Origin of the sequence: Crossiella sp. S99.2 (assembly GCF_023094165.1) — a bacterium.
In the GTDB taxonomy this organism is placed as follows: domain Bacteria; phylum Actinomycetota; class Actinomycetes; order Mycobacteriales; family Pseudonocardiaceae; genus Crossiella.
The window spans coordinates 63,602-76,284 of sequence record NZ_JALMDK010000023.1 but is presented as its reverse complement, the minus strand read 5'-3'; the positions used below and the strand labels follow the sequence as shown (position 1 = coordinate 76,284).

Annotated in this window: 11 protein-coding genes and 1 riboswitch; of the genes, 4 read left to right on the top strand and 7 right to left on the bottom strand. The window is 70.5% G+C overall.

Features of this window, described 5'->3' with window-relative positions; genetic code table 11:
- Position 1: 1 nt before the first annotated feature.
- From MZC64_RS45285 to MZC64_RS45270, 4 genes are all read right to left on the bottom strand, one after another.
- Entirely contained in the window at positions 2 to 862 is an 861-nt protein-coding gene (locus MZC64_RS45285; protein ID WP_247765765.1) for an LPXTG cell wall anchor domain-containing protein, read from the bottom strand.
- Positions 859 to 3,618, bottom strand: a complete 2,760-nt coding sequence (locus MZC64_RS45280) for a prenyltransferase/squalene oxidase repeat-containing protein (protein ID WP_247765764.1) — start codon at positions 3,616 to 3,618, stop codon at positions 859 to 861. Before MZC64_RS45280 ends, MZC64_RS45285 begins: the two co-directional genes overlap by 4 nt.
- Before the next feature lie 83 nt (positions 3,619 to 3,701).
- A riboswitch (cobalamin riboswitch) is annotated at positions 3,702 to 3,827 on the bottom strand.
- 17 nt (positions 3,828 to 3,844) lie between these two features.
- A complete protein-coding gene (locus MZC64_RS45275) occupies positions 3,845 to 4,267 on the bottom strand; it encodes a helix-turn-helix domain-containing protein (RefSeq protein ID WP_247765763.1) in 423 nt (140 codons plus the stop codon).
- 187 nt (positions 4,268 to 4,454) lie between these two features.
- Positions 4,455 to 4,901, bottom strand: a complete 447-nt coding sequence (locus tag MZC64_RS45270) for a hypothetical protein (protein ID WP_247765762.1) — start codon at positions 4,899 to 4,901, stop codon at positions 4,455 to 4,457.
- Between the two features lie 220 nt (positions 4,902 to 5,121).
- On the opposite strand from MZC64_RS45270, the gene MZC64_RS45265 reads away from it, so the two are divergent.
- The gene (locus tag MZC64_RS45265; protein WP_247797796.1) at positions 5,122 to 6,906 is read left to right on the top strand and encodes a fatty acyl-AMP ligase; all 1,785 of its coding nucleotides are present in this window, start codon (positions 5,122 to 5,124) and stop codon (positions 6,904 to 6,906) included.
- Here MZC64_RS45265 and MZC64_RS45260 read toward each other — a convergent pair.
- Entirely contained in the window at positions 6,882 to 8,114 is a 1,233-nt protein-coding gene (locus tag MZC64_RS45260; protein ID WP_247765760.1) for a PucR family transcriptional regulator, read from the bottom strand. The two genes, MZC64_RS45265 and MZC64_RS45260, sit on opposite strands and share 25 nt — an antisense overlap.
- A gap of 265 nt (positions 8,115 to 8,379) precedes the next feature.
- Here MZC64_RS45260 and entS point away from each other — a divergent pair, with 265 nt between their 5' ends.
- From entS to panD, 3 genes are read left to right on the top strand one after another with little or no spacing between them, the layout of a single operon-like run.
- A complete protein-coding gene (gene entS / locus MZC64_RS45255) occupies positions 8,380 to 9,663 on the top strand; it encodes an enterobactin transporter EntS (RefSeq protein WP_247765759.1) in 1,284 nt (427 codons plus the stop codon).
- Between the two features lie 43 nt (positions 9,664 to 9,706).
- On the top strand, positions 9,707 to 9,919 hold the full coding sequence (locus tag MZC64_RS45250) for an MbtH family protein (RefSeq protein WP_282106942.1): 213 nt from the start codon (positions 9,707 to 9,709) through the stop codon (positions 9,917 to 9,919).
- A gap of 35 nt (positions 9,920 to 9,954) precedes the next feature.
- A complete protein-coding gene (panD, locus tag MZC64_RS45245; RefSeq protein ID WP_185003290.1) occupies positions 9,955 to 10,377 on the top strand; it encodes an aspartate 1-decarboxylase in 423 nt (140 codons plus the stop codon).
- Positions 10,378 to 10,477: 100 nt separating this feature from the next.
- On the opposite strand, the gene MZC64_RS45240 is transcribed toward panD, so the two are convergent.
- Positions 10,478 to 11,482 (bottom strand): iron-siderophore ABC transporter substrate-binding protein, encoded by a 1,005-nt coding sequence (locus MZC64_RS45240; protein WP_247765757.1) that lies wholly within the window; start codon positions 11,480 to 11,482, stop codon positions 10,478 to 10,480.
- A gap of 134 nt (positions 11,483 to 11,616) precedes the next feature.
- Positions 11,617 to 12,612 carry an iron-siderophore ABC transporter substrate-binding protein gene (locus tag MZC64_RS45235; RefSeq protein ID WP_247765756.1) on the bottom strand — a complete coding sequence of 332 codons (996 nt, stop codon included), beginning with the start codon at positions 12,610 to 12,612 and terminating at the stop codon, positions 11,617 to 11,619.
- Between the last annotated feature and the right edge of the window lie 71 nt (positions 12,613 to 12,683).

Sequence of the window (12,683 nt, the reverse complement as noted above, 5' to 3'; positions counted from 1 at the left end):
GTCAGCTCGGGTTGTCGGCGTTGCGGCGGCGACGCCAGGCCAGCAGGCCCGCGCCGAGCACGAGCACGGCCACCGCGCCGATGCCGAGTGCGGTGGAGAGCGGGAAACCCTGCTCCGGTTTGGGTTTCTCGGCTTCCACGCCGCCGGTCCAGGCCAGGCCCTCACTGGTGGACGGCGGTGCGCTCGACGAGGTTGGCGTGTCCGAAGTGGACGGTGGGGTGGTCGCCGAGGTGGGTTCGCCGCTGGGCGGCGGGGTTTCCGAGCTGGGTGGCGGGTTCGCGCCAGGCGGCGGCTGACCGCCGGGTGGTGGGTTGCCGCCGGGGGGCGGTGGGTTGCCGGGTGGCGGCTGGTTGGTGCGTGGCGGTTGCTGGGGGTTGGGGCGCTTGGGGGCGATGCGGGGGGCCGGGTTGGACTCGGCGGTGCGGTCCTTGGAGAAGGACCAGCCCTCGAAGCTGCCCGGCGGGGGCGTCCGGTTCAGCACGCCCAGCTGGCTGTAGGTCCAGCCGCCGCCGTTGGGCGCGTGCCAGTAGGACCAGTAGGCGCTGGCCGGCGGGGTGTCCATGCAGGGCTCGGTGTCCGAGCCCGGTTTGCCCTCGATGCGGCAGACGAACGCCTCGCCCCAGCGGGCGGTGCCGGTGATGTTGATGCCCGCGGCGCGCAGCGCGGCATGGCCGCTGGCCTGTTTTCCTGGCGCACAACGGATGATCGTGCTGCCGCCGAGCTGCTGGAAGTCGATGATCACGGTGACGCCGGTGTCGTCGGGGCAGTAGCCGGGGGTGCCCGCGGCGAAGGCCGGTGGCGCGCCGATCGTCGTGCCCGCGAGGACCGCGAGCACGACGATCAGCCTGTGTAGTGCGGTCATGCGGCTCGCCGCCTGCGGGTCAGCACCACCATGGCCGCTCCGGCGCCCAGCAGCAGCGCGCCCGCGAGCAGGGTTTCGGAGACCTCGGCGCCGGTGCGGGCCAGTGCGACCGGGCGGTACTGCGGCTGCGGGGCCGGGCCGGGATCGTTGCCGGGCGCGGGGTCCGGCTGCGGCGGGTCGGTCGGTTTGGGCTCGGGTTTCGGGTCGGCAGGCTTGGCCACCCGCTCGGCCGGCTTGACCGGGCCGTTGTCCTTGGTGAGGAAGGACTTCCCGGCGGTGGCGGGCAGGGCCTGGGCACTGGCCAGGAGGTTGCTCTCGGCGCCGGGGTTGAGCGGCAGGCCGCCGTCCTGGCGTTGCAGGCTGAGCAGCCAGGCGCGGCTGTCCTTGGCCTCCTGGCGCACACCGAGCAGGCCCATGGTGGCGTAGGCGGTGCTGTTGACGTTCTGGCCACCCGGTCCGGTCCAGGAACCGTTGCCCTGGCGCAGTTTCTCCAGCGCGCGCACCGACTCGGTCAGCGCGGTCTTGCGTTCCTGGCTCAGCGCGCCGCCGCCCTTGGGCACCGCGTTGAGCGCCTGCAGGGCCAGGCCGGTGGCATCCGGGATGCCAGTGGCACAGCCCTCGGCGGCAGGGAAGCCGACCGGCATGGTGGCGTCCTTGCAACGGGCCGCGACCAGTGCGGTGGCCGCCTTGTCCGCGCGGGTGGAATCACCCACCGCGGTCAGCGCGAGGATGCCGAAGGACTGGCCGAAGGTGTTGGCGTTGTTGCCGAAATCGCTGATGTCGGCGAATCGGCCGTTGTCCCCGAGCAGTCCGCTGAGCTGGTCCACCAGGTCGATGCCGCCGACCGCGCGCGGGTTCTTCCCGGCCAGGGTGAACAGAAAGGCGAGCTTGGCGGTGGCCCCGGCGTAGCGGGCGCCCGGCTTGTCGAAGCCCTTGCCCTGGGTGTAGGTCTCGACGCTGTCCTTCTTGTCCAGGAAGGCCAGCACCTTGGTCAGGCTGCTGGGCTGCCTGCCGGAGAGCAACAGGCCGTAGGCCACGTCCGCGGTCTGGCCGTAGTCCACAAAGGACTGTGTGCCCGCGGTGACCTCCACGTGGTCGCCATTGACCAGTTTGCCGGTCAGGTACTTGGCCAGCTTGCCGTTGGGGCCCGCGTCCGGGACGTCCGGACCCAGTTCACCGAGCGGCACCCCGGCCAGGGTGAGCAGCGCCTGCGCGGTGGCCCGGCGCCAGGAGTCCTGCGCGCCCGGCAGTTCGGGGAAGCCGTCCTTGACCGCCTCGTCGAACTGGGCGCGGTTCCAGGCGATGCCGCCGGCTTGGGCGCTGGCCTTGCCGCCGTTGTCCTTGGTGAGCTGGTGCGAGCGGACGAACTCGGCGGCCCGCTCGGCCGCCTTGGTCCGGCCACCGGCGGCCAGTGCCTGCCCGCCGAGTCCGGTGCTGTTGGTGTTGGAGGGCGCGGTCGGGCCGGAGCCGCCGATGCCGCCGGCCTCGTCCTGCTTGCTCTCCAGCCAGTTCAGCCCTTTGGTGGCCGCGTCCGCCGCGCCGGTGCTGCCGGTTTTGGCCGCGGCCAGCAGGGCCTGTACCGCCATCCCGGAGGAGTCCGGGTCCAGCACCGCCGTGGGGTCCTCGTCGCAGCGGGCGCCGGTGGCGCCGAAGCTGGTCCAGGACAACCGGAATCCGCCTGTCGCGCACTGCTGCTTGACCAGGAAGTCCACCACCGGCTGCGGGACTCCGCCGCTGCGGGCCAGGCCCAGCACCGCGAAGCTCTGGCCGAACAGGTTGGTCTCGGACTTCGGTTTCACGTCCCGGTCGCGCAGCTCGCCCGCGTACGCGCCCGCGTCGGCGCCCGCGATCAGGTTCAGCGTCTCCTGACGCAGGTCGACGCCGCCGAAGTCGGTCGGGTCCACGCCCGCGGCCACCGCGCCCAGCAGTGCTTTCGCGGTCTGGTCGCCCTGGCGTTCGTTCGGGTTCTCACTCCACGGGTTGCCGATGTAGTCCAGCACGGTGCGTTCCAGCGCACCGGTGATCTGCTGCTGGGCCGCCGGATCCGCCTTGGTGGCCACCAGCGCGAACAGCGCGTCCAGGGTCAGCCCGTGGTCGGGCTTCTCGGGGCCGACCATGCCGGGCAGCAGGCCGTCCTTGAGAAAGCCGGCCAGCCAGCGGCTCGCCTCCGGACCACCCGCGGCGACGTCGTCGGTCTTGGGCGTGGTCTTGGTCTCCGGCTTGGGCGTGGTCTTGGGCGCGGCCACGGTGGGCCGGACCGGGGCCACTCGCGGCGGCGGGTTGGTGCTGCCGGTCTTGTCCTTGGAGAAGGACCAGCCCTCGAAGCTGCCCAGCGGAGGCTTGCGCCCGGTCACGCCGGAGGTGCTGTAGGCCCAGGCGCCGCCGTTGGGCGCGTGCCAGTAGGCCCAGTACGCGCTGGCCGGCGGGGTGTCGATGCAGCGTTCGGTGTCCGCGCCCGGCTTGCCCTGGATGCGGCAGATGAACGCCTTGCCCCAGCGCCGGGTGCCCTCGACGACGAAGCCGGAGTTCTCCAGCGCGGTCAGCCCGGATGCCTGCTCGCCGGGCGCGCAGCGGATCTCGGTGTCCCCGCCCAGCTCCTGGAAGTCCACCACCACGGTGACCCCGTTGCCGTCCGGGCAGTAGCCGGGACTGCCGGGGACCGGTGCCGGCGCGGCCGCGGCCAGTGGCGCGGCCATGGTCAATAACAGTGCTGCCCCGGCGAACGCGGACAGCGCTCGCCGCCAGATCTGGTTCATCCCCAGTGCCTTCCTCGCGGTGGTCGAGTCCGGCAGGCGCACAGGGGAGCCAACCGGCTCCACCCTGTAGTCCTCGACAGATGAAGCCGCGCAGCTCAGTCAGGCAGTCCGGCTCGCGATCGGGAAGATCGCCTACGGTTGCGGGTCAGCGCCGGGATTTGACCGGCTTCCCCTGTACTGAGACAGATCCTGACGGTACGGCGCGGTATGGCGAGGACACAAGCGGCTAGGAGGAGGGCTGCGGCACGTCCGCGGCCCGCTGGTCGAAGGCCCGCCGCGCGGTCACCACCTGCGGCAGGTTGCCGGTGGACCAGGCGCGCACCGCGGCCAGTGGCTCGGCGGCCGAATGGCCCAGCTCGGTCAGCTCGTAGTCCACCCGCAGCGGCACGGTCGGGTACACGGTGCGGGTGACCAGGCCGTCGCGTTCGAGGGTGCGCAGGGTCTGGGTGAGCATCTTCTGGCTGATGCCCTCCAGCTTCACCCGGAGCTGGCCGAACCGGCGCGGGCCGTCCTCCAGCGCGCCGATGGTCAGCGCGGTCCACTTGTCGGCGAGCATGTCGAGCAGACCCCGGCAGGGGCACTGGCGGGAGTAGACGTCCCGCACCTCCGCATCGGGGATCCAGTCCGTCTTCACCTGCGTACTTCCCATGGGTAACTTGGTATCACATGGAGTGCAGGGGTGGGAATGACGCGTGCGGTGGTAGCGGACTAGACCACCCGCGGCCAGCCCACTTGGCCCAACCCGGCGTACGACTTTGGCCAAGCCGGCGTACGAGTTGGGCCAACTTGGCGTCCGTAACGGCCAACTCGGCGTACGACAACGGCCAACACGCGGGTTAGGTTTCGCGGTGTTCGGTGATGGGGGAGGGGACCATCGCTTCGGTGACGGCGTGGCCCATGCGGCGCAGGGCGGCTTCGATGGCGAGGCGGATGGAGCCGTTCATCGGGAGCAGCGGCAGCCAGGGTTGGGCGTTCCACTCGGGGCCGCGTAAGCCTGGGCTGACCGTGACGCTGGCCAGCTCGTCGTTGGGCAGCACCAGTTCCAGGCGCGCCTGGCGGACCACGACCTCGGCGCTGTGCTCCGCCCGGGGCGGGGGCACCGGTTCGTACTGGGCGGCGACCAGCCACTCCAGGTCATCGCTGATCCGCTGGACGGACTCGGCGATCCCGATCAACAGTTCGGCCCGGCGGTACTGGCAGCTCTCCTCGGTCGCCTGGCGCAAACGCCCGGCCACCTCGGTGAGGGCCACTGCGGCCTCGGACTCGGTTCGGCACTCCACCATGTCGTGATCAACGGCACGGCCACGAGAAAGTCGCGGTTCCCAATCGTTGTCACCCGATTGTGTAAGGCGACTTGTCACCTGGCTCACAAAATTCCCAGCGGGCGGGACTGAGCCGGGTTTGTGGTCGGCGGAATGTCACCGGGGTTCACCTCCTGGCTATTGACAGTGTTCCTCGTTGATAAATAGCGTCCAGCTCGGGGAAGTCGGAGGAGAAACCATTGTGATCGGGTCTTTTCGTGCTGCCGCACTAATTCCGCAACAGCTCTTCCATAAGCTGGACCAGGGCGGATTGTCGCTGCCGGACAACCTCAACCGCTGGGCGGCCGGGTTCGGCGATCAACCGGCGCTGACCTTCCTGGACCACCACGGTCCCCGTCCGCTCGGCGAGGCCGTCGTGCTGACCTGGGCCGAGCTGGACCGCAGGGTCAGCGCGGTCGCCGCCTGGATCCAGCGCCGCGCCTGCCGTGGCCAGCGCGCGGCCATCCTCGCCCCGCACGGGCCGGACTACGTGATCGCCTTCCTGGCCGCGTTGCGCGCCGGGATCATCGCGGTGCCGCTGTTCCCGCCCGGCCATCCCGGCACGGTGGGCAGGCTGGCCGCGATGTTCGCCGACTGCGGGCCGCGGCTGGTGCTGACCACCCGCGCCCAGCTGGCCGCGGTGGACGGGTTCCTGGACAGCCACGGCCTGCGCAAACCCGAGGTGGTCGCGGTGGACGCGCTGCCCGACGCGATCGGCGCCGAGGTCGAACCGGCCTGGCACACCGGCGACGACGTGGCCTACCTGCAATACCCGCCGACCTGGACCGGCGCCCCCTGCGCGGTCCAGGTGACCTTCCGCAACGCGGTGGACAACGCGCTCACCCTGGTCGAGTCCATCGGCGCGCTGCCCGGCCAGTCGCCCTCGGTGAGCTGGCTGCCGCTGCACCACGCCGAGGGCCTGCTGCTCGGGGTGATCGCGCCGGTCGCGGTGCGGGCCCGCGCGGTGCTGATGGACCCGGCCGCGTTCCTGCTCAAACCCGAGCGCTGGCTGCGCGCCCTGACCGCGAACCCGGGTGCGGTCAGCGCCGCGCCCGACTTCGCCTACGGCTACTGCGCGGCCCGGATCGGCGCCCAGGAGAAGGCGGTGCTGCGGCTGGACCACGTGCGCGCGCTGTTCGTGGACGGGGCCAGCGCGCAGGCGCAGACGCTGAGCCGGTTCCTGGCCGCCTTCGCCGAATGCGGACTCCGCCCCGAAGCGGTGCGCTGTGGCTACGGGCCGGTCGGCGCGGCCGCCCTGGTCTCGGTGACCACCGCCGAACCCCGGCGCACCGGTTTCGACCGGGCCCTGCTGCGCCGGGGCCGGGCCGAGCCACGCGCGGAGAACGCCCCCGACGCGCTGACCCTGCTCTCCAGCGGCACCCCCACCCGGCACCGGGTGCGGATCGTGGCCACTGGATCCACGCTCGATCCCGCAAGCGGATCTTCGGCAAACGGCCGGACACTCCCCGACGGCGCGGTCGGCGAAGTCTGGGTCTCCGGCGCGCTCGGCCCCGGATTCTGGGGCAGGCGCAAGCCGGGCGAGCGGCCCTTCGGCAACCGCCTGCCGGACGCGGACGCCCCGGCGCACGGCTGGCTGCGCACCGGGGACCTCGGCCTGATCGACGACGGCGAGCTGTACGTGCTCGGCCGGGTCGGTGAACTGCTGACCGTGCGCGACCGCCAGCACTACCCCTACGACGTGGAGGCCACCGTGGGCGGCGCGCATTCCGCGTTGCGCGCGCACCAGGCCGCGGTGTTCACCGTGCGCGAGTTCGACCGGGTGCTCACCGTGCTGGTGGCCGAACGGGTCCGGGAATGCTCCACCCAGCAGGTGGCCGGTCAGGTCCGGCGCGCGGTGACCGCCCGGCACGGCCTGGTGCTGGACCGGGTCGTGCTGGTGGACAGCGGACGGCTGCCGCGCACCCCGGATGGGGCGGTGTGCCGCGCCACCACCCGGGACCGCTACCTGACCGGCGGCTTCGACTGACCGGGCGGACCAGCCGTTCCTGACTGGCGCAGCCGGGCGGCCCGCAGCACGAGTTCCAGCTCGAAGCGGGCCGCCGGATCGGTCAGCGTTTCCCCGAACAGGCTCTCCAGCTGGTGCAACCGGTATCGCACGGTCTGCGGGTGGATGCCTAGCCGGGCGGCCACTTCGGGCGCGCCGCTGCGGGTCTCCAGCCAGGCCAGCAGGGTCTCGGTGAGCCGCTCGCGCTGGCGCGGGGTCAGCTCGGCCAGCGGCGCCAGCACCCTGGTGGTCAGCTCGTCGAGCAGGAAGTCCTCGTGCAGCAGCCACAGCGTGCACAGGTGGTCGGCGCAGTGCTGCACCTCCAGCGCGGGCAGGGTGCCCGCGCGCATCAGGTTCAGCGCGTGCCGGGCCCAGCGCAGCGATTCGGCGGCGTTGGCCAGCTCCACCGTGGGGCCGACCGCGACCAGCCAGTCCTGCAGCGGTCGGTCCAGCAGCCGCTCCTGCTCGGCGCCGGCCGGGATGAGCAGGCAGGGCGCACTGCCCTCGAAATCGACCAGGATGGCCCGGTCCAGGCGTGGCTCGCCCTTGTTCACCCGGTCCGGCCGCGGCTCCAGGGCTACCGCGCACACCCGGTCCGGCAACTCCCACTCGGCGGCCGCGGCCAGTTCGATCACCAGGTGCCGTGGGTTGGGCGGATCGGCCAGCAGCACCTCCAGCAGCCGCCGGCGCCGGCGTTCCCTGGCGCCGGTGGCCCGCTGCTGGGCGGCCACGTAGCCCTCCACCGACAGCGCGGCCAGCTCGTCGATGTGCGCGAACACCGCCTCGCCGAGCAGCCGCATGGTGTCCACCGACAGGTGCACCCGCTCGCCGAAGTCGGTCAGCCGCCGCCAGGCGATCCGCGCGCCGAGCCGGTAGGCCCGCTGCAGCGTGTCCAGGCTGCGGCCCTCGTGGAACTCACCGCGGCCCAGTCGCCGGTACATCTCCGCGATCGCCGGTTTCGGCGCGCCCGGGTCGGCCACCCGGTCCACGAACTGCATCAGCGCGTACTCGATCCCATCGCTGATGATCTGCCCGAACGACTCGTCGAGCGGCCGGGAGTACTCGGGTATACCGCGTTGGATCTCGCCGAGTATCTGGTTCGCCACATCCGGGACCTCGGCCCGCATCAGCGGGGCCAGATCGCGGGAGAGGACTTTCCACGGGTCCATGCCCGTGCGCAGCTGGTTCACGCCCGACTCCAATGGCGGAGGAGGTCGAAGCATTTCAGGGAGGGGTCAACAATGCTGTGCTGATCGTCCGTTGTCATCCTTCGAAGGAACTACATCCCATGATCCGGCCTGTTTCCTGGAAAGAGCGCTCTCATTTGTTCCTCCCGATCAAAAACCGCTGGTCGGTGTACTCCGTCACTCCTGCTAACGAGCGGGATGGGCCTGGGGGAACGCAACCGTTCGCGCCGGATGTCGGGTTTAGGTAAGCCTAAGGTAAGTTCCGGGGGTGCGACTCGGACAGTTCGTCATGGACACCGCCCCGCTGCGCAGCAGCCCGCCGTTCCGGCTGGTCTTCGCCGTGCAGGTGATCGCCATGGTCGGCACCAACCTCACCGTGGTGGCGGTCAACCTGCAGATCTTCGCCATCACCCGGTCCTCGCTGCAGGTCGGCCTGGTCAGCCTGGTGCTCGGGGTGGCCCTGCTGGTCGGGCTGCTGGCCGGCGGCGTGCTGGCCGACCGGGCGAGCAAACGCCTGATCATCGTGACCACCCGGCTGGGCATGGTGCTGGTGCTGGGCCTGCTGGCCTGGAACGCCACCCTGGACTCGCCCAGCCTGGCCCTGATCTACGTCACCGCGATCCCGGCCGGGCTGATCAGCGGACTCGGCGCGCCCGCGCTGATCGCGGCCACCCCGGCGCTGGTCGGCCCGGAGAACCTGGCCGCGGCGGGCGCACTGACCGCGATCACCACCCAGATCGGCGCCATGGTCGGCCCGCTGCTGGCCGGGTTCATCGCCGAATCCTGGGGCCTGGCCGTGTGTTTCGCCCTCGACGGGGCCACCTTCCTGCTCGGCGCGGTGCTACTGGCCTTCCTGCCCAAGCTGGAGCCGGAGGGTTCGGTCGAACACGCGCACCCAGTGCGCTCCATCGTGGAGGGCTTCGCCTTCCTGCGGCGCAGCCGGGTGGTCACCGGCCTGCTGCTGATCGACGTCTGCGCGATGGTCTTCGCCATGCCGTACGTGCTGTTCCCGGAGATGGGCGTGGCCGTCTTCGGCGGCGAGTTCGCCACCGGGCTGCTCTACGCCGCCCCCGCGGTCGGCGCCTTCCTGGCCGCGCTGACCAGTGGCTGGACCGCGACCGTGGCCCGCTCCGGACTGGTGCTGATCGGCTCGGTGTTGTTGTGGGGCCTGGCCGTGATCGGCTTCGGGCTGAGCCCGGCGCTGTGGGTGGCGCTGCTGTTCCTGGCGGTGGCCGGCGCGGCCGACACCATCTCGGAGATCCTGCGCCGCACCCTGTTGCAGCACCACACCCCGGAACGGCTGCTCGGCCGGGTGGGCAGCATGTGGCTGGCGCAGGCCACCACCGGCACCTCCGCGGGCAACGCGGTGATGGGCGGCCTGTCCCGGCTGCTCGGTTCCGGCATGGCCCTGGTGGCCGGTGGCGCGGTCTGCGTGCTCGGCGTGGTCGGCCTCGCGATTGCCTTGCCTGAGCTGCGTAAAGCCACGTTGAGCGGACCCAGCGCGGACGAGCGCGAACGCGTCACAGATGGTTGCAAGGTTAGCTTTACCTAACCTAAGCTGCGAGACGTTTGGACAGTCGCTCAAGGAGTTGTGGATGAACCCGCTGGATGACGAGAACGGCACGTTCTACGCCCTCGTCAACGAGGAGGGCCAGTACTCGCTGTGGCCGGTCTTCGTGGACGTGCCCGCAGGCTGGACGGTCGCCTTCGGCAAGGACTCCCGGGCCGCCTGCCTTGAGTTCATCGAGCGGAGCTGGACCGACATGCGCCCGAAGAGCCTTGTCGAGGCCATGCGCGCCGCGGACTGACTTCTCACCTGACGTGCTACGAAGGAGAGCGCCACGTGCGGCGTACGTTGATGAACGGCAAGATCCACCGGGCTACCGTGACCCAGGCCGACCTGCACTACGTCGGTTCGGTGACCATTGACGCGAACCTCTTGGAAGCGGCCGACATCGTCGAGGGCGAGGTCGTGCACATCGTCGACATCACCAACGGCGCCCGCCTGACCACCTACGCCATCACCGGCGAGCGCGGCAGTGGCGTGATCGGCATCAACGGCGCGGCCGCGCACCTGGTGCACCCCGAGGACATGGTGATCATCATGTCCTTCGCGGAGTTCACCGAGGAAGAGCGGGCCACGCACGTCCCGCACGTGGTGCACGTGGATGAGCGGAACCGGATCCTGGCCCTGGGCAACGATCCGGCCGAGCCGGTGCCGGGCAGCGAGCAGCTGTCCGGCCGCGTGGTCGCGGCCGCGCACTAGACCAGCGGCGGCCGGCGGTTCGGGGCCGGCGGCAACCGCGTACGAGGGCGGTCACCCGGGGTGCGGGTGACCGCCCTTCCTTATCTCACAACGGTTATGCTCAGGCCGCGGTCTTCTTCACCGCGGCGGAGAGCATCGGCACCAGCTTGTCGATGGCGTAGGGGATGCTCAGCGGTGACGGCGCGCGGATCGAGTGGAACTCGGGCAGCGCGAGGATCAGCTTGCCGCCCTTGCGCACCACGGCCAATTTCTGGAACAGCGGGTTCTGTTCGACCGCGTCCCGCTGCTGCTCGTTGCCGTAGTAGCTGAGCAGCACGTCCTGGTCGAGCAGGTCGAACTTCTCCGCGCTCAGCTCGACCGCGAAGGTGCCGCCGGGCTGGTTGCGGATGTTGTCCGGCAGCACCAGGCCGAACTCGCCGAGCAGCTTGGTCGCGGTGTCCTCAGTGGACTTGAGCAGGTGCACGGTGCCCGCCTGGCCCGCCACGAAGTAGCCGAACCTCTTGCCGGTCAGCTCCGGATTGGTCTTGCGGACCCCGGCGATCCTGGCCTCGGCCTCGCCGATCACCTGATCCGCCAAGGCTTTCCGGCCGATCGCCTGACCGACCTGCCGGGTGACCTGCTGCCAGCTGTCCTGGTACGAACCGGTCTCATACCCGGTGGTCGGCACGATCGCGTTCAGCTTCGACCAGTACTTGTCCAGGCCGGCGTCGAAGTTGGCCAGGATCAGGTCCGGTTCGAGCTTGAGCACCTGTTCCGGGTCGAACCCGTTGTCGCCGGGGACCAGCAGGGTGGGCGTGGCCCCGCCGAGTTTCGCCTTGGCCCACGGGGTGATCCCGTCCGGGTGCCCGTCCATCCGCACCATCGCGATCGGCTGCACACCGAGGGCGAGCAGCGCGTCCTGGTCGGCGGTGCTGAGCGCCACGATCCGCTTGGGCGGCGCGGTGATCGTGGTGCTGCCCAGCTTGTGCTTGAGGGTGACCGGGAAGGCGTCGGTGGATGCGGTGGTCTGCGGGGCTTGTTCGCCACCGCCGCCGCAGGCGACCAGGGTGCCGAGGCCGAGCAGTGCGGTGGCCGCGGCCGCGAGTAGTCGGGTTCCGGTTGTCATGTGGGTGTTTCCCCCCTGTGTTCGGTGTTGGACGGAGTCCTCGGTTACCGCACAACGACAAGGGCCGCGCTGACGAGCAGCGCGGCCCCGGTCCTGTGCGCTGGGCCGGCAGGACTCACCGGCTCAGTCCGGCATCAGGCAGCGGTCTTCTTCACCGCGGCGGACAGCTTCGGCACCATCTTGTCGATGGCGTACGGGATGCCCAGCGGCGAGGGGTTGCGGATCGAGTAGAACTCGGTCAGGTCGATGACGATGTTGCCGCCCTTGCTGACCACCTTGAGCTTGCTGAACAGCGGGTTCTGCTCGACCTCGCGCTGGTGCTGCTGGTTGCCGTTGTAGTAGGTGACCAGCACGTCCTGGTCGAGCACGTCGAAGCGTTCCGCGCTCAGTTCGGCCGCGAAGCTCGCCCCGGGGAGCTGCTGGATGGCCGGCGGCAGCACCATGCCGAACTCGCCGAACAGCTTGCTCGCGGAGTCCCCTGCCGACTTCAGCACGTTCATCGTGCCGGTCCGCCCGGTGACCCCGAAGGCGAACTTCTTGCCGGTCAGCTCCGGGTTGCTCGTCTTGATCCCGGCGATCTTGCCCTCGACCTCGGTGACCAGCTTGTCCGCCTCGGCGGACTTGCCGACGGCCTGGCCGACCTGGCGGGTGACCTGCTGCCAGGTGTCCTCCACCGGACCGGTCTGGAAGGCCGTGGTCGGCACGATGTCGTTGAGCTTCTTCCAGTACTTGTCGATGTAGAAGTCGTAGCCGGCCAGGATCAGGTCCGGTTCGAGCTTGAGCACCTGTTCGACGTCGATGCCGTTGTCGCCCACGGTGAGCAGGGTCGGCGTGGCGCCGGTGACCTTGGCCTTGCTCCACGGCGCGATGCCGTCGGCCATGCTCGTCTTGATCGTGGCGATCGGCTGGATGCCCAGTGCCAGCAGGGCGTCCTGGTCGGTCTCGCCGAGCACCACGATCCGCTTGGGCGCGGCCTTGATCGTGGTGGTGCCGAGCTTGTGCGTGATGGTGATGGGGTAACCCGGCGCGGCACCGGCCGACGTGTCCTTCGGAGTGCCGGCGTCACCGCCGCCACCGCACGCGGTCAGGCCCAGCACCAGTGCCGCCCCGGCCGCGACCAGACGAACCATTCGACTCGACGACCTGTGCGTTCGCGTCGTCATACAGATGTCCTTCTTTCCTGGCGACGATTAGGTTAGCC